The sequence below is a fragment of the Natronobiforma cellulositropha genome, from assembly GCF_025629245.1.
GTDB classification, from domain to species: Archaea; Halobacteriota; Halobacteria; order Halobacteriales; family Natrialbaceae; genus Natronobiforma; species Natronobiforma cellulositropha.
On record NZ_JANZXN010000030.1, the window covers coordinates 184839 to 204202 of the forward strand.

The 19364-nt window shown below is 64.6% G+C and carries 16 protein-coding genes and 1 pseudogene; 6 read left to right on the forward strand and 11 right to left on the reverse strand.

The genetic code is table 11. The features are described 5' to 3' along the window. Positions 1–9 precede the first annotated feature (9 nt). Positions 10–1614, reverse strand: a complete 1605-nt coding sequence (locus N0B15_RS13810; RefSeq protein WP_263020290.1) for an ABC transporter substrate-binding protein — start codon at positions 1612–1614, stop codon at positions 10–12. A 369-nt stretch (positions 1615–1983) separates the two neighbouring features. On the opposite strand from N0B15_RS13810, the gene N0B15_RS13815 reads away from it, so the two are divergent. Then, entirely contained in the window at positions 1984–2688 is a 705-nt protein-coding gene (locus tag N0B15_RS13815) for an isochorismatase family protein (protein ID WP_263020291.1), read from the forward strand. Between the two features lie 728 nt (positions 2689–3416). Next, the gene (locus N0B15_RS13820; RefSeq protein WP_263020292.1) at positions 3417–4355 is read left to right on the forward strand and encodes an alpha/beta fold hydrolase; all 939 of its coding nucleotides are present in this window, start codon (positions 3417–3419) and stop codon (positions 4353–4355) included. A 59-nt stretch (positions 4356–4414) separates the two neighbouring features. Here the strand turns inward: N0B15_RS13820 and N0B15_RS13825 are convergent, their stop codons facing one another. From N0B15_RS13825 to N0B15_RS13835, 3 genes and pseudogenes are all read right to left on the reverse strand, one after another. Continuing rightward, positions 4415–5080 (reverse strand): MBL fold metallo-hydrolase, encoded by a 666-nt coding sequence (locus N0B15_RS13825; protein WP_263020293.1) that lies wholly within the window; start codon positions 5078–5080, stop codon positions 4415–4417. Between the two features lie 68 nt (positions 5081–5148). Then, positions 5149–5718, reverse strand: a complete 570-nt coding sequence (locus N0B15_RS13830; RefSeq protein WP_263020294.1) for an NADPH-dependent FMN reductase — start codon at positions 5716–5718, stop codon at positions 5149–5151. Between the two features lie 506 nt (positions 5719–6224). Further along, a pseudogene (locus N0B15_RS13835) lies at positions 6225–7253 on the reverse strand (AI-2E family transporter); the annotation flags it as partial. 261 nt (positions 7254–7514) lie between these two features. Here N0B15_RS13835 and N0B15_RS13840 point away from each other — a divergent pair. Next, positions 7515–9407, forward strand: a complete 1893-nt coding sequence (locus N0B15_RS13840) for a DEAD/DEAH box helicase family protein (RefSeq protein WP_263020370.1) — start codon at positions 7515–7517, stop codon at positions 9405–9407. A 38-nt stretch (positions 9408–9445) separates the two neighbouring features. On the opposite strand, the gene N0B15_RS13845 is transcribed toward N0B15_RS13840, so the two are convergent. From N0B15_RS13845 to N0B15_RS13860, 4 genes are all read right to left on the reverse strand, one after another. Beyond that, entirely contained in the window at positions 9446–9799 is a 354-nt protein-coding gene (locus N0B15_RS13845) for a hypothetical protein (protein ID WP_263020295.1), read from the reverse strand. A 169-nt stretch (positions 9800–9968) separates the two neighbouring features. Continuing rightward, complete coding sequence (locus N0B15_RS13850; protein WP_263020296.1) at positions 9969–10130, reverse strand: hypothetical protein; 162 nt, start codon at positions 10128–10130, stop codon at positions 9969–9971. Positions 10131–10257: 127 nt separating this feature from the next. Then, a complete protein-coding gene (locus tag N0B15_RS13855; protein ID WP_263020297.1) occupies positions 10258–10659 on the reverse strand; it encodes a DUF7970 domain-containing protein in 402 nt (133 codons plus the stop codon). Further along, on the reverse strand, positions 10649–11479 hold the full coding sequence (locus tag N0B15_RS13860) for a ParA family protein (RefSeq protein ID WP_263020298.1): 831 nt from the start codon (positions 11477–11479) through the stop codon (positions 10649–10651). The genes N0B15_RS13855 and N0B15_RS13860 overlap by 11 nt, the downstream gene beginning before the upstream one ends. Before the next feature lie 1355 nt (positions 11480–12834). Here N0B15_RS13860 and N0B15_RS13865 point away from each other — a divergent pair. Continuing rightward, positions 12835–14541, forward strand: a complete 1707-nt coding sequence (locus N0B15_RS13865; protein WP_263020299.1) for an ATP-binding protein — start codon at positions 12835–12837, stop codon at positions 14539–14541. Between the two features lie 34 nt (positions 14542–14575). On the opposite strand, the gene N0B15_RS13870 is transcribed toward N0B15_RS13865, so the two are convergent. Next, positions 14576–15685, reverse strand: a complete 1110-nt coding sequence (locus tag N0B15_RS13870) for a DegT/DnrJ/EryC1/StrS family aminotransferase (RefSeq protein WP_263020300.1) — start codon at positions 15683–15685, stop codon at positions 14576–14578. 223 nt (positions 15686–15908) lie between these two features. Between N0B15_RS13870 and N0B15_RS13875 the strand changes: the two genes are divergently transcribed. Together N0B15_RS13875 and N0B15_RS13880 are read left to right on the forward strand one after the other, a co-directional pair. Beyond that, on the forward strand, positions 15909–17534 hold the full coding sequence (locus tag N0B15_RS13875; RefSeq protein ID WP_263020301.1) for an alkaline phosphatase family protein: 1626 nt from the start codon (positions 15909–15911) through the stop codon (positions 17532–17534). Positions 17535–17536: 2 nt separating this feature from the next. Then, positions 17537–18547 (forward strand): lipid II:glycine glycyltransferase FemX, encoded by a 1011-nt coding sequence (locus tag N0B15_RS13880; protein ID WP_263020302.1) that lies wholly within the window; start codon positions 17537–17539, stop codon positions 18545–18547. Between the two features lie 44 nt (positions 18548–18591). Here N0B15_RS13880 and N0B15_RS13885 read toward each other — a convergent pair whose 3' ends face one another. Next, entirely contained in the window at positions 18592–18837 is a 246-nt protein-coding gene (locus N0B15_RS13885; protein ID WP_263020303.1) for a MarR family transcriptional regulator, read from the reverse strand. Positions 18838–18865: 28 nt separating this feature from the next. Continuing rightward, positions 18866–19162: a PadR family transcriptional regulator gene (locus tag N0B15_RS13890; protein WP_263020304.1), complete on the reverse strand. Its 297-nt coding sequence runs from the start codon at positions 19160–19162 to the stop codon at positions 18866–18868. Positions 19163–19364 lie beyond the last annotated feature (202 nt).

Genomic DNA, 19364 nt, shown 5'->3' on the forward strand with positions numbered 1-19364 from the left:
GTCGTACGTCTACTCGGCCGGACGGGACCCGGCCGTCGTCATCAGTTCGTCGTTGCGCGGCGTCCAGTCGAAGGCGTCGTCGATCCCGTAGACGCTCTCTTGCTGGTGGAGGAACAGCCAGACGGCCTCCTCCTGCGCGATCACGGCGGCGTCCTGTAAGAGCGCCTCGCGGTCGTCGCGGTCTTCGGTGCGGGCCGCCTGGTCGACGAGATTCTGAATGTCGTCTCTGGCGTCGCTCTCGACCTTGCCGAACCGGCCGACGCGTTCGGAGAGGACGATCGCCTGGAACGTCTGGGAGGCGTCGTAGGAGGGGTGGCCGTAGCCGACGGCGAAGAAGTCCATCTGGTCCGGGTCGTGGTTCGTACTCCAGAGCGTCCCGAACGTCGAGAGGTCGAGTTCGTTCACCGTACAGGTGACGTTCGGGAGGTCGTCGATGTAGCCCGCGACGGCGGTCACGAACTCGGTGTCGAGCAGCATTCGCCCGACGCCGAAGCTGAGTTCGATCTCGACACCCGCGTGGCCGCTCTCGTCGACGAGGTCCGCCGCGCGCTCGGGGTCGTACGGGTAGGGATCGAGGTCCGGGTTGTAGCCGAACATCTCCGGGAGCGCCGGCTGTGAGGAGACGGTCCCGAAGCCCTGCATGACGTTCTCGATGTACTCCTCGTTGTTGACCGCGTAGTTCATCGCCTGACGGAACTCCTTGCTGTCCCAGGGTTCGACGGTCACGTCCATGACGCCGTGGATCACGCGCGAACTCGGCCGGGAGGTGACGGAGAGGTCGGCGTGGTCCGCGACGCGACTCACGTCGGCTGGCGGGAGCGTCTCGATCAACTGCACCTCGCCCGCGAGCAACTGGTTGACCCTGGTCGAACTCTCGGTGATGCCGGTGTAGGTGACCTGCTCGAACGCAGGTGGCTCACCCCAGTACTCCTCGAACGGCTCGAACACCGCGTACTCCTCCTCGACGAATTCGACCAGGCGGTAGGGCCCGGTGCCGTTCATCTCGGTGCTGACCGTCTCGAGGTCGTTCGACTCGACCCACTCCTTGTTGAGGACCATGATGCCGAGGTACGACGCGGCAGAGGTGACGATAGCGGTGTTCAGCCCATCGGAGACGAGGTCGACGGTGTAGTCGTCGACGATTTCGACGTCTTCGATGCCGATGACGTGGCCCTGTCTGTCGGACGTGATGTCCACGTCGTCGTCGATGATCCGTCGGATGCTGTACTGGACGTCCTCGGCCGTGAGTTCGCCACCCTCGTGCCACTGGACCCCCTCCCTGAGTTCGAACCGGTACTGGCCGGGTTCGACGCGGTACCAGTCGGTCGCGAGCGCCGGTACGACCTCACCGGTCGGATCGCGCGTGAGCAGCCCCTCGTAGCTGTTGGTCGTCACTGACGAGGCTGGGATCCCCGCCGACTGGTGTGGGTCGACGGTGTCCGCCCCCGTCGAACTGAGGATGATCTCGATCTCCGAGAGCGACGACGAGCCACCAGACCCACCGGTTGACCCGGTGTCGGAACTGCCACCCGTATCGTCTCCCCCATCTTCACTGCCGGCACAGCCCGCCAGAAGCACCGTCCCCGCGACGGCACCGCCTCCGACGTACCGCATGAATTGTCGTCGTCCGGATGCCTCACTGACGGTATGCGTTGCCTTCATACTTCGAATTGTGGAAACGCCCCCTCATACTTATCAATTCCGTATGTTCGATGCCCTTGCATGATGTACACTACTAGTTCCTAAATCAGGTTTAGGCCACTACTGGACATTCACCCTGTAGATATCGTCTCACCGTGTGTGATCACGTACGTGGGTGTACGGAAACGAGATGTGCTCGTCGGGACGGTGGTGACACCGGGACGCTCGATGGTGGCGAACACGGGCGAAAAGCCGTGAACCCACCGAACAGTATTAGGTCACCCTGCTACCCCCATACGGTATGTACAGAACCCTTATCCGACCGAGAGCGATGGTCCTTCCATGGGTGAAACCATACGGGAGGGTCACTACGTACCCGACTACGTCAGTGATACCGACCTCGAGTACTTCGCGAAGAGCGGGACGGACAAGACACGCGGCTGGGGCGAGAATCCCGCCCTGTTGATCGTGGACATGACCGAAGCGTTCGTCGACGAAGAGTACATCACCGGACGCACAGACACCGGCCAGGCGGCGGTCGACGCGAACGAGACGCTGTTGACGACGGCGCGCGAGGTGGGAATACCGGTCTTCTACACCACGCCCATCGACGACGGCGTCCTGCCGGACGAGTATCGACTGGGGTCCTCGAGCGACCCCGAGATGGTCGAAGAGCGCCGACGAATCTACTCCGCCGAGGGGAACGCCATCGCAGAGCCAATCGCGCCGGCCGACGACGAGGTCGTCATCCAGAAGCCAGCGCCGAGTTCGTTCTTCGACACGCACCTCTCGAACGTGCTCCACTACTACGGCGTCGACACCGTCATCGTCACCGGAATGACCACCAGCGGCTGTGTCAGGGCGACGGTGGTCGACGGCAAGTCGAGTAACTTTACCATCGTCGCCCCCATCGAGTGCGTCGCCGACCGCTCGATCAGCTCCCACGAGATGTCGCTGTTCGACATGGACATGAAGTACGCCGACGTCACGCCGCTCGCCGAGGTCCTCGAGACGCTCGAGTCGATGGCACCGACGCTCGAAGACTGAGCGAGCACAACGACAGACGGGCGGACGACAGACCGGAACGCCGACGTTCGTTCCCGGTTCGCCGTGGGCACGGCCGGTCGTCTGTCCCCTTCTCTTGCCACAGCGTACAACGGTGAGTGTCGACCCTTCGTTACGGGACGGCCACCGCTTCGGAGCGGGTCTCGGTCACGGCTACGAGAGCGACAGCCGAGCGCACGCGCTCCGCCGCGGCGGCGAACAGATAGTACCGTTCCTGGCACACATTCTATATAATAGGAACATTGTATGCCACCGAAGAGCGAATACACGTATTACAATCGTAGGCCTGTAATCTATCGACGGCCGATAGCGGCAATGTATGGTGTCACCCACCCACACACTCGTCGCTGAATCGCTCGATTTTCATACGTACAGGCGTCCTACCGTGGAAGCGGCGAACCGTTCCGGAAACGGGTTCGTCACCGTATCGGGGGAATTTTCGAACATACGCCAGAAGCGCAGGAGGAAATACGTGGTGACAATTCGCACGCGCTTCGGAGACGGGGACTCGAGGAGGAGTGAGACGGTGAGAACGACCGGACCAGTGAGCGAGCGATGGTGGCGGCTCACAGCGGACGAGCGATGTATTAACAGATAGGAGTGGTGCATACGGAACGGTTATAGGCCACCGCTCGAGACTCGAGTCGTGGCCCGGAGACGCCAGTCACGCGAGCGGAGACGCCTGCGTAGCGAAGACTCCACGACTACCTATGAGTGAACAAGACGAGACGTACGAAGACATCGACGACGACGCTGGAATCGACGGCTACGAACCGTCGTACGTCGACGTCGACGGCATCCGAACGCGCTACTACGACGTCGGTGACGGTGACCCGCTCGTGCTGATCCACGGCAACAACTGGAGTGGCTCGAGTAGTGCGAACACCTGGTCGAAGACCTTCGAGTTCCTGCGCGAACGGTTCCGCGTGCTCGCGTTCGACCGCGTCGGCTGTGGCATGACGGAGAACCCGGCCGACCCGGAGGCGTTCGTCTACCAGACGGACGTCGACCACGCGCTCGGATTTCTCGACGCGATGGGACTCGAGTCGTGTCACCTCGCGGGCTGGTCGCGCGGCGGCGGTCTCGCAACGCGGATCGCCGTCGAAGAGCCCGAGCGCTTCGATACCCTGATCATCTGCAACAGCGCCACGCTCGGTCCACCAGCGGGTGACGGCGCCCACCGCCGCGACATCATCTTCGAGATGGACGCTCACGGTCTCGAGAAGACCGACCCCGCGTACATGGAGTACTTCTACCGCCAGTACTCCCACCAGCGTTCGTACATCACCGACGAGCGCGTCGGCATCGACGCCTCGATGGAGCGTACGGAGAAGGGTCTCGAGACGACGACGCTGATGTACGAGGAGGGACGGCTCGAGCGCTGGCAGGAGACGCTCGACGAGCACATGAACGAGACCCACCAGCGGATCAAGGCGGGCGAACTCACCATGCCGGTGCTCTACGTATTCGGGCGAAACGATCCGACCGTCCCACCGGTGATGGCACTGGCGACGTTCGATACGATCGCCCAGCACAACCCGGCGGTCCGGATGAAGATCATCAACCACTGTGGACACATGATCTTCTTAGAGCACCCCGAAGAGTTCTCGCGGACCGTCATCGAGTACGTCGACTGCTTTCACGGCTGAACGCAGGTTCGGCCGCCGACTGCACCGTGAGCAGTGACCACGTGACGGGCGCTGCCCGATCAGAACGCCCGGGCGTCGATTCCGTCGGCAGCGAGTTCCTCGAGAAACGCGTCGACGTCGGTCTCGATGGCGTCGAAGGTGTCGTAGTGGACCGGCAACACCAGGTCGGGATCGACGCGACGGGCGAACGCGGCCGCCTCGTGGCGGTCCATCGTGTAGTGGCCGCCGATCGGTGGCAACAGCACGTCCACCTCGAGCGACTCGTGGTGTGGAAGGACATCTGTGTCCGACGGATAGCAGACCGTCACGCCGTCGAGGGTGAGGACGAGACCGATCACCTCGCCATCGGCGTGAAACGGCGCACCTTCGTCGTCGACGTGTGGGCCCTCGGGGTCGTTGTAGCCCGGAACGGTTCGGACACCGATCCCCTCGACGGCCGTCTCACCCTCGAGTTCGAGACCGACGACGGCGAACTCGAGTGCGCTGGTGTCGATAGCGCGGTAGGCCGCAACGGTGGCATCGGGTGCGGCGACCGCCTCGATCGCTTCGGGATCGTAGTGGTCGGCGTCGTCGTGGGTGACGAAGACGACGTCGCCGTCCCGGGGTGCGGAGTCGAGCGCGCCGCTCCACGGGTCGACGTAGACGACGAGTCCGTCGTCGGTGGTGATACGGACGCTGGCGTGGCCCAGACGCTCGAGCGTCAGGCTCTCGTAGGTGACTGACATCGGTGGTGGTACGGCCAGCGCACACATAAGACTTCAGACGAGCAACGAGAGATGTCGGCCGAGGGTCGTTACTCGCTCGAGGAGACCGGTGTGAGGCGGTCGGATTCGACGAACGAGTAGGTCGCCGCCATCCGGCCGAGTTTGCGAACCCGGGCGTCGATGTCGGGGTCGACGAACGCCCCCTCCTCGTCGAACGCCGCGGAGGCCCGTCGAATGCCGACTTCGTGGGGGAGCGTCCAGCCGTGGACCGTCCGGACGCCCGTCCGCAGGTGCTCGAGCGTCGCGGCGTACGAGCCACCGCCCGCCGTCGCCAGCAGGCCGACGGTCGTCCCCTCGAACTCGTCTTTGCCGAGGTAGTCGAAGGCGTTCTTCAGCGCCGACGAGATCATGCCGTGATACACCGGCGTACCAAAGAGCACCGCATCGGCCTCGGCGACGCGCGCTTTGAGCCTCGCGGCGTCGCCGCGGTCGCGGTCGTCGGGGTCGAACAACGGCAAATCCCACTCCCGGAGGTCGATCAGTTCGGTCGCTGCACCCGCCTCGTCCGCCGCGTCGAGGGCGTGCTCGAGGGCGAGTCTGGTGGTACTCGCGTCGCGTAAGCTCCCACAGAGCGCGAGCACCAGTCGTGTGTCTCCCATCGTGTACACAGAAACACGGCGTTGGTATAACAGTACTGCTCGAGGAAATGCCTGGACGGGCGAGTGCGAGAGTGCATTCATGGCCTCGATCATGGACATTCTCCGAAGTAGTATTGAGGCGGTAGTTCTGCCGCGACCAGAGTGGATCGAGGTTCGAGGGCGTATTCGAACGGTTCAACCGATCGTGAGGTCGTTTTCACCACAGGCGGTAGTCGTATCGGGCGTTTCGACTTCTCGAGTGGGTTCGAGACCGGATACACCGTGTCCTCAGCCACAGTACGGCACGCTTCAGGACCCATTTGAAAAGTATACATGTATGGTGGTACAGTGATACTATTTCTCGTTATAACCGGTACTCGACGGAGCCAAAGCACTGGGTGAGCGGTCGCTGGGCCCGTCTTCCCAACGAAGGGAATCACCTCGGGCAGCCACGAACATATCGCGACATACCGTGTACGGATTGGGAGTGCCGGCAGGACTCGAGAAGGTGCGGTTCGTTACGGAGCCGACGAGCGGGCGCGCTCTCGAGCGAACAGATCGACGGCGATCTTCGCGCCGCCGAGGACGACCGGACCGATGAACAGCCCGACGGCACCGAAGACGACGAGACCGCCGAAGATGCCGACGACGACGATGGCGGCGTTGAACTCGCTCCGGTGACCGATCAGGGCGGGTCTGAGGTAGTTGTCCGAGGCACTGACGAGGAGACCGTAGGCGACGAGGGCGGCGGCGGTCACGGGACGGCCGAGCGCGACGAGATAGAGCGCGACCGGGAACCAGACCGCGAACGCGCCGATCAGCGGCAAGAGTGCGAAGACGAACGTCGCGACGGTGAGAAAGACGACGGCCGGGACGCCAGCGACGGCGAGACCGATACCGAGTAAGACGGCCTGAATCGCGGCGACGAGGACGTTGCCGACCACCGAGGCCCACATGAGCCGGTCGAGTTCGGTGAACAGCTCGCGCTCGACGTCCGCGCGCAGCGGCGTCACCGCTCGCAGCCACGCGACGAACCGTTCGCCGTCGCGCAACAGCGAGAAGAGCACGAACACCGTCACGGTGAGTCCGATGAGGAGGTTCGGTAACCCGCCGACGACCCCGAGCGTCGCCGTCGCGAGACCCTGGACCCCCGTCGCGATCGGCTCCTGGTAGGTCGCGTACAGCTGGCCGAGGTCGCCGGTGTAGCCGACCGCTTGGAGACGAGCCTCGAGCGTCTCCGCGTCGAGCGTCCCCTCCTGGACTGCGGCCAGGATCTCGAGTGCCTCCTCGATGGCCACCGCCAGGACGTACAGAATCGGCAGGATGACGGTGAGTATCGCCACCGCGATGAGCGCCAGCGCGGCGGCCGTCGAGCCGACGTAGCGCTCGAGGCGGCGCTGGGCGGGAGCGAAGACGTACGCGAGGACGACGGCGAAGAGGACGTACTGGAGGTACGGGAGGACGACCAGCGCAGCGAGCACCACCGCCAGCAGCGTCACCACGAGGAGACCGGTTCGGTCGGAGAGCCACGGCGTACGGGCAGGTCTCGAGGACATAGCCGGTAGTACGGTTCGCGGCGACCAAATATCCCGGTCTGGAACGCCCCACCGGGAGCCGTGGGAGCGAAATTGGTATACGCCTGACGCGATACTCGAGAGACAGTGACCGAGGAACGCGACGTCCCCACACAGGCGGGTGAGGAGACGCCACAGACGGACGACGCAGCGACCGTCGAGGAGGAAGGCGAAGACGGCACGAGCGGTGAGCACAGCGGAGACAGTTCGGAAGGTGCAGACCGTTCGGACGGTTCAGACAGTGTGGAAAGTGTAGACGGTGGAGACCGTTCAGACGGATCCGGGAGCGCTGACGGCGCGGCCGACTCGAGCGACGTGGAGGGCGAAGCCGGGAGCAACGGCGGGGAGACGTTCTCTCTCGCAACGTTTCACGACTGCTGTCAGCAGGAGGGGCGGCCCGTCCTCACCGCGGCGACGGTCGCCCGTGTCCTCGAGTGTAGCCAGGAAACGGCGACCGGCCACCTCGAGCGCCTCGCCGAGACGGGTGCGCTCGAGCGCCTGTCGGTGTCGGCCGACCCGGTCGTCTGGTTCCCGAGCGAACTCGAGGACCTCACCGAGCGCGAGCGCGTGGTCGTCTTCCCCAAACGCAGAGAGATCGTCGTCGACCAGCCGAGCCAGTTTACGCGGGCACAGCTCACCCAGTTCGCCCACCAGGCCGACGCCACCGGCGACGGGGGCTACCGCTACGTCGTCAGACCCGAGGACGTCTGGCAAGCGCCCCACTCGACGTTCGAAGGACTCGAGCGGACGGTACGCCAGGCGCTCGGCGAGCGCTCTGCGGCGCTCGAGGCGTGGATCGAGAGCCAGTGGGACCGCGCCCAGCAGTTCCGTCTCTACACCCACCCCGACGAGTACACCGTGCTCGAGGGACGGACGCCGGAGGTGATGGGGAACGTCGCCCGCCAGAAACTCGACGAGGAGCACGTCCACGCACCGATCTCCGAGACCGAAGACTGGGTCAGAGAGGGTGCGGAGGCGGCGATCAAACGGCTCCTCTACGAGGCGGGCTACCCCGTCCGCGACGAGCGTGACCTCGAGGGTGGTGACGAACTCGCAGTCGAACTCGAGGTGAACTTACGCGAGTACCAGCGGACGTGGGTCGAGCGGTTCGAAGCGACCGGCCAGGGCGTCTTCGTCGGCCCACCCGGCAGCGGGAAGACGGTCGCCGCGATGGCGGCGATCGAAGCGGTCGGCGGCGAGACGCTGATCCTCGTCCCGAGCCGTGACCTCGCCCGCCAGTGGCAGGAGGCGCTGCTCGAGCACACCAGCCTCGAGCCGGCACAGGTCGGCCAGTACCACGGCGGCGTCAAGCAGGTCCGGCCGGTGACCGTCGCGACCTACCAGATCGCCGGAATGGACCGCCACCGGTCGCTGTTCGACGACCGCGAGTGGGGACTCGTGATCTTCGACGAGGTCCACCACGTCCCGAGCGACGTCTACCGGCGCAGCACCCACTTACAGTCGCGCCACCGCCTGGGGCTGACCGCCAGCGCCATCAGGGAAGACGACCGCCAGGAAGAGATCTTCACGCTCGTCGGGCCGCCGATCGGCACCGACTGGGCGGCGCTGTTCGAGGCGGGGTTCGTCGCCGAACCGGAACTCGAGATCCGGTACGTCCCCTGGGACGACGAGGCGGCGGACGAGTACGCCGCCACCGAGGGCAGAGAACGCTATCAGGTCGCCGCGAGCAACCGCCGAAAGCTCGAGGAGATCCGCTACCTGCTCGCCTCGCACCCGACGGCGAAGGCGCTGGTCTTCGTCGAGTACCTCGAGCAGGGCCAGGAGATCGCCGACGCCCTCGACGTGCCGTTTCTCAGCGGGGAGACGCCACACCACCGCAGACAGGCGCTGCTCGAGGAGTTCCGCCGTGACGAGCGTGACGTGCTCGTCATCTCGCGGATCGGTGACGAAGGGCTGGACCTCCCGACGGCAGAGGTCGCGATCGTCGCCTCGGGACTCGGCGGCTCGCGACGCCAGGGAACCCAGCGGGCGGGGCGCACGATGCGGCCGACGGGCGGGGCACTCGTCTACGTCCTCGCGACGCGTGGCACCCGCGAAGAGGAGTTCGCCCGGCGACAGCTCCAGCACCTCGGGCGGCAGGGGATCACCGTAACCGAGCGAACCGTCGACCGCTGACGCCAGCGAGGGCCACAGGCGGCGTCACACGGCCGCGACTACCCGACACCGACCGTCTGGGCGTGAACCGGGCCATCGGCCTCCTCGGCCACCCGCTCGAGCGAGTCGACCGAGAGGATGCCGACACCGTCCTCGAGCACCCGTCTGGCGAGGGCGACGTCTTCGCCGCGGTCACCGACCGGCGTCCGGATGGTGACCGCCAGGCGAGCCTCGACGACAGTGTCGTTGAGACCGGGCTTCAGGCCCTGGACCTGTGGGTCGGCGACCGCGTCGACGGCCGGTACTCGGTCGACGACGGCCGTGACGCCGTCTGTGAGGGTTCCCGACGCGCCCAGCGGGACGCGTACGGAGAGCGTTGCAACGACGGCTCGAGTCTGTGTCTGTCGTGCCATCAGGTCCCCGTCGAGAGTCGAACTCGAGGTGCGGGTGCGACTGGAACGTCGACCGGCGTCCCGCGGGTGGTGACCGGCTCACCACGGGGATAGTCCACACTCGAGACCGGTCACTGGACGTCGGCGTCTCCTCGGGAGAAGTACGGTCCGTCCGGCCCAGAGAGCGGCCCTATGCGGCGCGGACGGAGTGGATGCCGAGTGAAATCGACACCGGAGACGAGAGGACCACGCCGCGGAGTGCCCAGGCGTTCGGATACCAGCCTCCGAACCCGGGTACCGCCACGGCGCTCTTCGCGAGTGCGAGCGCCGTGGTGGGAATCGTCGTGGTCATCGGTGAACGCAGATCACGCGGCGGTGATCGCAGTACGCAGAACATCTGGTCGCACTTACATAACCGTTTCTCAGGTGTGCGATAGCATACCACAGATTCCGGCGAGGAGTGGATCGTCTCCCACGGATCAGTCGTCGCGCTCGGTTCGGATCTCCTCGACGAGTCCGTCGGTATCCGCGGCGGCCAGCCGGAATACAGCGTCGTAGAACTCCCGACCAGTGAGGTCTCGCACGTCGTGGTTGGTCCGCAGCTGTGCGTCGACGAGCACGCGCGCGTCCTCGAGTGCGTCGAGGGTCTCCTGGCGGACGTAGACCGTCTTCTTCGTCGTCTCGTCGAAAGCGAACGCCGAGGGGTCAGACGGTTCGGGTTCGGTCTCCGGTTCCGAACTCGCACCGTCAGTATCAGCTTCGGTCGAAGACTCGGGTGCGTCCGTCTCGTCGTACTCGACGGCTGCCGACGCTGGCTCTTCGTCCGCTGGTTCGTCGTCGACGGCCTCGCTCAGGCCCGCAAACCGGTTGTCATCGGGCATCGTCGACACCTCCTCGTTCGACGATGGCTGCGAGTTCGTCGAGTCGCTCGAGCATGTCGCTCTCGGGGTCGTGGACCGCGAGCGGGACACCCTCGCGCCAGGCACGGCGGAAGGCGATGCGCTCGCGCAGACCCGGTCCCGGCGAGTCGGGGTCGTCGAAGTGCGCAGAGCGGGCGAACGACGGGAGAAACTGGCCGAACTCGGACGTTTCGAGGTCGCCGATGATCCGCTTCTCCTCGTTGTCACCAGCCAGCGAGTTGGGGACGATGGCGAGAATCTCGAGGTCGATCTCCTTGCGGATCGGCAGGATCTGCTGGGTGTACATCCGCTCGAAGCCGCTGACGCTCGGCTCGCTCATCCGCAACGGCACGATGACGTGCTGGGTCGAAATGAGCGAGGCGTCGGCGAGCGGCCCGAGGTTCGGCGGCGAGTCGACGACGACGAAGTCGTAGGCGTCCTCGAGCAGCGGGTCGACGATCTCGTTTCGGATCCAGAGCTCACCGAAGGTGGCGCTCCGAATACTGTTCTCGACGCTATCTAAGTCCTGGTTGGCCGGGAGGACGTCGAAGGAGTCGGCCGACCGGATTACGTCTCCCGCCGTCACATCACTGTTGTCGTCCAGAATGTGACCGAGGTGCGTATCACTCCGGTAGGCGTCGGCGAGACCGACGCCTTCGGTCGCGTTCCCCTGCTGGTCCAGGTCGACGAGCAAGACGTCGTGGCCGCGGTTGGCGAGGCGTTCGGCGAGGTTGATCGCGAGGGTCGTCTTGCCAACGCCGCCTTTCTGTAAGGCAACGCTGACGGCACGTGCTGTTGTCATGGGTTGTGAGCGGTCGTTCGCCGCGGGTCGACTCGAGTGGACGATCCCGTCACACACGGTGTGGAACGTCTACACTGTTCAGACAGTGTGAAAAGTGTGGACGGTGGTGAACGTCGGGACTGTGCAGGCCGCCCACTGGTAGGTTCACGGGCCACCTGGCTGTCAGAGGTGGAGAGGAAAAACGGTGAGAACTGTGCAGGCAGCGCGAACGGTCGACGAGGTGTACACCGTGGGGAATGTGCAAGGCGTTCATACGGTCTGAGAAGTGCGCGCCGTGGTGGCTGTTCGAACAGCGTGAGAAGGGAAGCACGCATCGACGGTATGCGCCGTGCGCGACGTGCGGACCGCGTACGAGCGGTGTACAGTCCAGACAGCGTACACAGTGTACACAGCGCACACAGTGTGAACAGTGCAGTAGCGGAGTCGGCAACCAGCTGGCACCAGGGTCGACGGTATCTACGAGACATTGTACACAGTGTGGACGGTTTTGTGTGCTCGAGTGGATTCGACGGCGAATTCCAGGCGAACTCATTCACGCACACGACTTAACAGTGGCGGAACTGTTCAGACGTCCAACACAGTGCGGGCGGTTGAGAGGGTCTGGACTGTGTGAACGGTGTAGACTGTGTAGGCGGTGAGAGATGCGAGGTGAGAGAATGTGGAGGGCGTCCAGACGGTCAGCGCATCTGAGGCGGTGCGAGCGGTGCAGACGGCACAAGGAGTGTAGACAGGGCGGACCGTTGAGACAGTGTGGACGGTTGGGACGGTGTGAACTGTGTGAGCTTCGCGCGCCGTGTGGACAGCAACGTCGAGCAGTGCTCGAGCGAGAACAGCCACATTCGGTAGTAGCGCACACAGCTCGAGCACCCCCCCCCCCCCACAGTGTAGACGGTTTACACTGTGTGGGAAGTGTACACAGCCAGAGCGGGGAGAACCGTCCAGACAGTGTGTGGGATTGAGGGTGTTCGGGAAGTGCACGCAGTGAGCAGAGTGTACACCGTGTAGGATGTGTGCGATTTACAAGAAGTGCGCGAAGTGTACAAAGTGTGGACCGCGTGGGACGTGTGCACGGTTGGTCCGTGTGTGGAGAACGAAGCGGCGGTTCGGCAATGGCGTTTCGACAGTTTAGGCGGTTGAGACAGTGTGCACAGTGTACACAGTGTATACCGTCTGCACGTGGTGGAATGTACACGCGGTCCAGGTGCAATGCACGTGCGGGCCAGCTACCACATCCGCTCGAGACACCCGTCCCAGAGAACGGCGGTTCGTAGCCGTTTGCTGTCACGAATATTGAAGGGGTGGGACTAGTAGTGTAATGTAATGGTTACCTCTCGAGCAGCCGAGGTGAGACGCACGTGAGTGAACACCGTGAAATCGTCGTCGGCGAGACTTCCCACGGCATCGACGTGACGCTGCCGGTCGTCCAGTTGCTGACCGGACGTGGCTTCGTCACTGGGAAGTCCGGCAGCGGGAAGTCGAACACCGCTTCGGTGATCGCCGAAGAACTCCTCGAGGCGGGCTATCCGCTGCTCGTCGTCGACACCGACGGAGAGTACTACGGGCTGAAAGAGGAGTACGAGATGCTCCACGCGGGCGCGGACGAAGAGTGTGACATCCAGATCGGTCCCGAGCACGCAGAGCAGATGGCCTCGCTCGCACTCGAGGAGAACGTCCCCGTCATCCTCGACGTCTCCGGCTATCTGGACGAGGAGGTCGCAGACGAACTCTTACGCGAGACCGCCCGACAGCTGTTCGTCAAGGAGAAGAAACTCAAGAAGCCGTTCTTGCTCGTCGTCGAGGAGGTCCACGAGTACATCCCCGAGGGCGGTGGCGTCGGCGAGACCGGCAAGATGTTGATCAAGATCGGCAAACGCGGGCGGAAACACGGTCTCGGTATCCTCGGCATCAGCCAGCGCCCCGCCGACGTGAAGAAGGACTTCATCACACAGGCGAACTGGCTCGTCTGGCACCGCCTCACCTGGGAGAACGATACGAACGTCGTCGGGCGGATCATCGACACCGAGTACGCCGAACTCGTCTCCGAACTCGGCGACGGCCAGGCGTTCATCCAGACCGACTGGACGGACGTCGGCGTCAGAAAGATCCAGTTCAGGCGAAAGCGAACCTTCGACGCCGGTGCCACGCCGGGACTCGACGACTTCGAACGGCCGGAGCTGAAATCGGTCTCCGAGGCGCTGGTCGGCGACCTCCAGCACATCACCGAGCGGAAACAGCGCGAGGAAGACCGCATCGAGAAACTCGAGCGACGCGTCGAACAGCGCGAGGAGCGAATCGAATCGCTCGAGGGCGAACTCGCCTCCGCGCGCGACGTCTCGGAGGCCGCCCGCCAGATGGCCGATGCGCTGAGTCGCCCGGAGACGGTACAGGCGGAGCTACCAGCCTCGAGCGACGAACTCCGACGGCTGCACGAGGAACTGGTCGAGATCGAATCGAAACGCACCGATCTCCAGGTACGACTCACGGAGAAAGACCGGCGAATCGAGGAACTCGAGGACGAAAACGAGACGCTTCGTCGACGGGTTCACGGACTCGAGCACCGCCTCGAGCGCTCGGTCGAGATGGAAGCGGACGAGGGAGACGACGAACCAGCGGCGGCCGACGAAGACGACGGGGAGACGCCGATTCTGGTCGGCGAGGACGAACGGCTCTACGGCTACACACCGGTCGACTGGGAGGACGACGACGCGCGCGAGGTCGCGACCGACCTGCTCGTCGCGAGCGACGCCGACGAACTCGACGAGTTGCTCACCATGCCGGCCGTCCACGACCGCCTCGAGCGCGCGTGTGACAACTCCCGGTGCCGTGAGGAGACCGCGCGCCGAGCGGTCGCCATCTTGCTCAGGGAGGGACCGCTCCGAACGGAGGCGCTCGCCGACCGTCTCGAGCGCTCGACGGTGGCCGTCCAGAGTCTCGTCTCCGAGCTGCGGACGGAGACGGTACTCCACCGCACCGACGGCGGCGCGTACGCGGTCCACGACGACATCATCGCGGTGCTCTCGAGTGCGCCGGGCGTCGGTGGAGTGGGTTCGGCGACGAAGTGACGGAGAGGAGAGGAGAGGAGAGGAGAGGAGACCGCTAACGCAGACACCGGCCAACTGCGTCGATCTGTGCGGCGTCGATGTGCTGGTGAACTGGCAACGTGAGGACTGACTCGGAGAGCGTGCGCGCCGTTTCGTACGTCGAGTCGGTGAGCACGGCGGGGGCGAGTCGCGGCCAGGTGTGGACGCCGCCGACGTCACAGCGCTCGAGTTCCCGGCGGAAGCGGGCGGGTCGAGTCGCGCGGACGGGACAGACCTGCGGGCAGATGCCGTCGGCGAGGTCGGGAAAGAGGAGGTCGACGTCCGAGCGGTCACGGAGTGCGCGACGCCAGGCGCGGTAGTTCTCCCGGCGTGCGCTGCGGATGACGGCCGGGTCGGCGTCCTCGAGAATTCGCTCGGAGAGTTTCGACAGGGGTTCCTTCGACGCCTCGTAGCGGGTTCTCGGGTCTGCGACACCACCTCCGCGACGGGAGACGAGCGCACCGATGGACTGTTTGACCGCGGTGTGTGTACTGAGAACGTCGACGGCGAGTGACTTCATCACGAAGCGGTAGTCCTCGGTGTCGAAGCCCGCTCGAGGGGTCGCCAGCGGCGAGGGTGTGAAGCGCCGGCGGACCGCCTCGTCGGAGACGTAGAGCACCGCCCCGTTCGGAATCGGGAGGAGTTTCCAGAGGCTCGCGACGCCGACGTGTCCGCGCGTACCGAGGAGGGTACCGTCGTCGACGCTCAACGCACCGTGGGCGTTGTCGTCGACGTGGTAACAGTCGTACTCCTCGGCGAGGTCGAGTGTCGCCTCGAGACCTGGCTGCGGGAAGCCGAAGTAGTTCACCGAGACCACGGCGGCGGTTCGGTCGTCGAGCCGGCGCTCGAGGTCGGCGAGGTCCGGCGAGAGGTCGGGTTCGATCGCGTAGTAGCGCGTCTCGAGACCCAGTTCCTCGACCGGTTCGACGACGGCGTCGGGAAGGTACGACGGAACGAGGATGGTCTCACCGGGCGCGGCGAGTGCGGGCAGGACGTCGCGGAGCGCGGCCTTGCTGGAGCCGTAGAACCAGAGGGCATCGGCCCGCTGGCGGAGGAACGAGGTGAGACCGACGGGGCGTGGCTCGGAGAGCGACCAGGTAAACAGCGAGGGTGAACCACTGATCATCGGTCCGGTCGTGAACGAGGGGTGGTCGACGGCGATTCGAGCATGGGAGAGGGTGTGACGTACGAGGGCTTAGTGTTGGGGCGCGTACTGGGTACACACGCGAGAAGGGGGAGCTTAGCGCAGGACTCGCGCCGTCGAAAGCGGAGCTTCGAGCGGTGAAGTCGGCGCTTACAGGAGACCCAGCCCTCGCATAACAAAGCCCATCTCGCGACAGAGACACACCATGAAGCGCACAGGCGGCGCGTCTTCCCCGCACCTCCTCGTCGTCGGACTCGATGCAGCGTGTTTGCCAGTCCTCGAGCCCCTGTTCGAACGCGGTGAGATACCGACCCTCGAGTCGCTCGTCAGAAGCGGTGCGAGCGGGCCGCTCGAGTCACAGATCCCACCCTGGACGGCGAGCGCGTGGCCGTCGATCTACACGGGGAAGAATCCCGGAAAACACGGCGTGTTCGACTTTCTCACCTTCGAGGGCTACGACTGGGACGTGGTGAACGCGACCCACGTCGAAGCGCGTCCGATCTGGGAACTGTTGAGCGAGCACGGCCACTCGAGCGTGGTCGTCAACGTACCGGTCACCCACCCGGCGCGGCCGTTCGACGGGGCGCTGATTCCGGGGATGACGGCCCCCGAGAACCCGTCCTGTCACCCCGACGGAATCCTCGACGAGATCGAAGACGCCTGCGGCGGCTACCAGGTCTATCCGCAGAGCGGTCCCGATCCCGACGAGTCGATCGCTGGCTACGAGCGGACCATCGAGTACCGTGGAGCGGCGTTCCGATACCTCCTCGAGCGCTTCGAACCGGCGTTCGGGTTCGTCCAGTTCCAGCAGACCGACTCGGTCTTTCACGAACGGCCCGGAGACGCCAGGGCGATCCGCGCGGTGTACCGGGCGGTCGATCAGCAACTCGAGCGGACGCTCGAACGCTTCGAGCCGCGAAACGTCCTCGTCGTGAGCGACCACGGAATCGGACGGGTCGAAGGCGTCGAGTTCCGCGCGAACGAGTTCCTCAAAGAGCGAGGAGACGTGCGCGTCCAGAGCGGCGGCGAGGGAATGCCGACCTGGTCGCGGGCGTGGCAGAACGACTTACTCGAGGGCGAAGAGGCGAGTGAGCACACCCAGAGCGCGCTCGAGCGGGCGATGGAGGTTGCGGCGAAAGTGGGAATCACCACCCAGCGGGTGGCGGACACGCTGGACCACGTTGGGTTGAAAGAGCCGATCGGAGAGCGAGTCCCGAGCGATCTGATCCGGGCGGCCAGCGAGCAGGTGGCGTTTCCGGAGTCGAGGGCCTACGTCCGCTCGAAGAGCGAACTCGGCGTCCGGATCAACCTCGAGGGCCGGGAGCCGAACGGGACGGTGCCAGCCGACGAGTACGAGGCGGTTCGAGACGACCTGATCGCGGCGCTGCGCGAGGTGCAGACACCCGACGGGGAGCCGGTGTTCGAGGCGGTCGAACCCCGCGAGACCTACTTCGATGGGCCGTACCTCGAGCGAGGGCCAGACATCCTGACGGTTCCGGCGGGGTTCGACAACGCGCTCTCACAGGACCTCCTGGGAGCGGTTTTCGGTGAACCGGTCGAGCCCTGGAACCACGAGCGAACGGGCGTGATCGCAGCGACGGGTGCGGACATCGACGGGGACGCGTCGCTTTCGGGTGCGACCATCTTCGACGTCGCGCCGACGGTCTGTGCGCTGTTCGACGTCCCGATCGACGCCGAGATGGATGGTGCTGTCCTCCCGGTTACGGACGCGACGAGCGAGCAGTCGTATCCGGCCTACGAGGGTGTCGCTCCCGTTGCGACCGACGACGCGAGCGTCGAAGACCGGCTCTCGGATCTCGGTTACCTCTAAGCATGAGCATCGACGTCACGACACTGGACGTTCGCGACGACGCGGCCGAGTGGAACCGATACGTCGAACGAGCGAGCGCGACGAACCCGTTCTACCGCGCCGAAGCGCTCGCGGTACAGGCGAGAGAGACCGGGACGACTGTCCACCTCCTCGTCGGGTTCAAGGGACAGGAGCCGGTCGGGCTGTTTCCGGTCTTCGAGTACCGGAAGGGACCGATCACGGGCGCGTTCTCACCCGCGCCGTACTCGTGGTCGTGTTACCTCGGTCCGGCGCTGGTGACGGTCGGCGGACTCAAACAGCGGAAGGTCGACCGGCGAACCAACCGCTTCATCGAGGGCAGTCTCGAGTGGATCGAGGCGGAACTCTCGCCACACTACCAGAAGTACGTCACCGGCGAGTTCGAGGACGTCCGTCCATTCGTCTGGAACGACTTCGAAGCGACACCGGGGTACACATACGTCGTCGACCTCGAGCGTGAGGAAGACGAACTCCTGGATCGGTTCAGTAGCGACGCACGGAGCAACGTCCGGAACGCCGACGAGCAACGCTACGAGATCGTCGAAGGAGACGGCGACGACGTCGAGGCGATCGTCGAACAGGTAGCGGCGCGCTACGAGAGCCAGGGCCGACCGTTTCAGCTCACGCCGACGTACGCCCGGGCCATCTACGACGCCGTGCCGGCGGGCGCGATTCGTCCGTACACCTGCCGGATCGACGGCGAGTTCGTCGGCGGTATTCTGGTCGCCGAATCGGACACGACGCGCTACCGCTGGCAGGGTGGGGTCAAACCGGACGCGAACATCGACCTCTCGATCAACGACGTTCTCGACTGGCACGTCATGCGAGACGGTCTCAGAGACGGTCTCGAGCGCTACGACCTCGTCGGAGCGGGCGTCCCGAGCATCAACCGGTACAAGGCGAAGTTCAACCCGAGACTCGAGACGAACTACACGATCACGGACGGAACGTTCGGACTCGACCTGCTGATCGATCGCTATCAAAAACACGTGTGATCGGGTCGCTCGAGCCGACGGTGACTCGGAAGCGAACGTTGTAGTCAGCTAACTAACTTGTAGACGGACTGGCGAGCGTCCCGGAGGTGGACGCGGCTCGTAACCAGGCCCTGGTCTTCGAGCTTTCCGAGAGCGTAGCGGACGGTACGTGGGCACAGCCGTGACTCGGAGGCAATCTCCTCCTGAGTGAGGTTGCCCTCGTACTCGAGGACTTTGTAGACCAGCTTGGCGCTCGGGGACAGATCGGATACGTCTGGATTCAGGTCGGTGTTGGTGTCGGTTGCACTCATGTGATGTGGGGCGTTGGTCGGATCCGGACTACAGTTTCGCGAGCGGGACGTCGGGCGAGACGTACTCGCTCTGCCAGTCGTACCGGGCAGCGATCGCTTCCTTGCCCCGCTCGGTGATGCTGTAGCGGTTGGTCCGCCCGTCGAGTTCGCCCTTCGAGACGAGTCCCTCGTCGACGAGCGTATCGAGGTTCGCGTACAGCCGCCCATGGAGGATCTCACGGCTCTGTGACGTCTCGAGCTCCTGTTTGATCTCCTGGCCGTTCGGCGAGTCCATTCCTGCAATGACGAACATTAAATCGCGCTGGAAACCTGTTAGATCGTGCACTCGAATCTCCTCTCAGACGGCTACAACCTCCGTATATAAGTACACTAGCGATCGTTTAGAAATATAGGATCACACTAAACCAATTTGTTTAGGTAATTTCCGAAAGATTTGTAATTCTGCTCACGGTTCGGGGTAGTGGATGGCGGCGATCCGGAAGTGGGTACGGACCGGCGGGGCGCCGATCGTAACGTGATCATAATAA

What these genes read in the sequence shown, in the direction of transcription:
- N0B15_RS13810 (WP_263020290.1), bottom strand. Translation starts at nt 1,614, where the DNA reads ATGCGGTACGTCGGAGGCGGTGCCGTCGCGGGGACGGTGCTTCTGGCG.
- N0B15_RS13815 (WP_263020291.1), top strand. Translation starts at nt 1,984, where the DNA reads ATGGGTGAAACCATACGGGAGGGTCACTACGTACCCGACTACGTCAGT.
- N0B15_RS13820 (WP_263020292.1), top strand. Translation starts at nt 3,417, where the DNA reads ATGAGTGAACAAGACGAGACGTACGAAGACATCGACGACGACGCTGGA.
- N0B15_RS13825 (WP_263020293.1), bottom strand. Translation starts at nt 5,080, where the DNA reads ATGTCAGTCACCTACGAGAGCCTGACGCTCGAGCGTCTGGGCCACGCC.
- N0B15_RS13830 (WP_263020294.1), bottom strand. Translation starts at nt 5,718, where the DNA reads ATGGGAGACACACGACTGGTGCTCGCGCTCTGTGGGAGCTTACGCGAC.
- N0B15_RS13845 (WP_263020295.1), bottom strand. Translation starts at nt 9,799, where the DNA reads ATGGCACGACAGACACAGACTCGAGCCGTCGTTGCAACGCTCTCCGTA.
- N0B15_RS13850 (WP_263020296.1), bottom strand. Translation starts at nt 10,130, where the DNA reads ATGACCACGACGATTCCCACCACGGCGCTCGCACTCGCGAAGAGCGCC.
- N0B15_RS13855 (WP_263020297.1), bottom strand. Translation starts at nt 10,659, where the DNA reads ATGCCCGATGACAACCGGTTTGCGGGCCTGAGCGAGGCCGTCGACGAC.
- N0B15_RS13860 (WP_263020298.1), bottom strand. Translation starts at nt 11,479, where the DNA reads ATGACAACAGCACGTGCCGTCAGCGTTGCCTTACAGAAAGGCGGCGTT.
- N0B15_RS13870 (WP_263020300.1), bottom strand. Translation starts at nt 15,685, where the DNA reads ATGATCAGTGGTTCACCCTCGCTGTTTACCTGGTCGCTCTCCGAGCCA.
- N0B15_RS13875 (WP_263020301.1), top strand. Translation starts at nt 15,909, where the DNA reads ATGAAGCGCACAGGCGGCGCGTCTTCCCCGCACCTCCTCGTCGTCGGA.
- N0B15_RS13880 (WP_263020302.1), top strand. Translation starts at nt 17,537, where the DNA reads ATGAGCATCGACGTCACGACACTGGACGTTCGCGACGACGCGGCCGAG.
- N0B15_RS13885 (WP_263020303.1), bottom strand. Translation starts at nt 18,837, where the DNA reads ATGAGTGCAACCGACACCAACACCGACCTGAATCCAGACGTATCCGAT.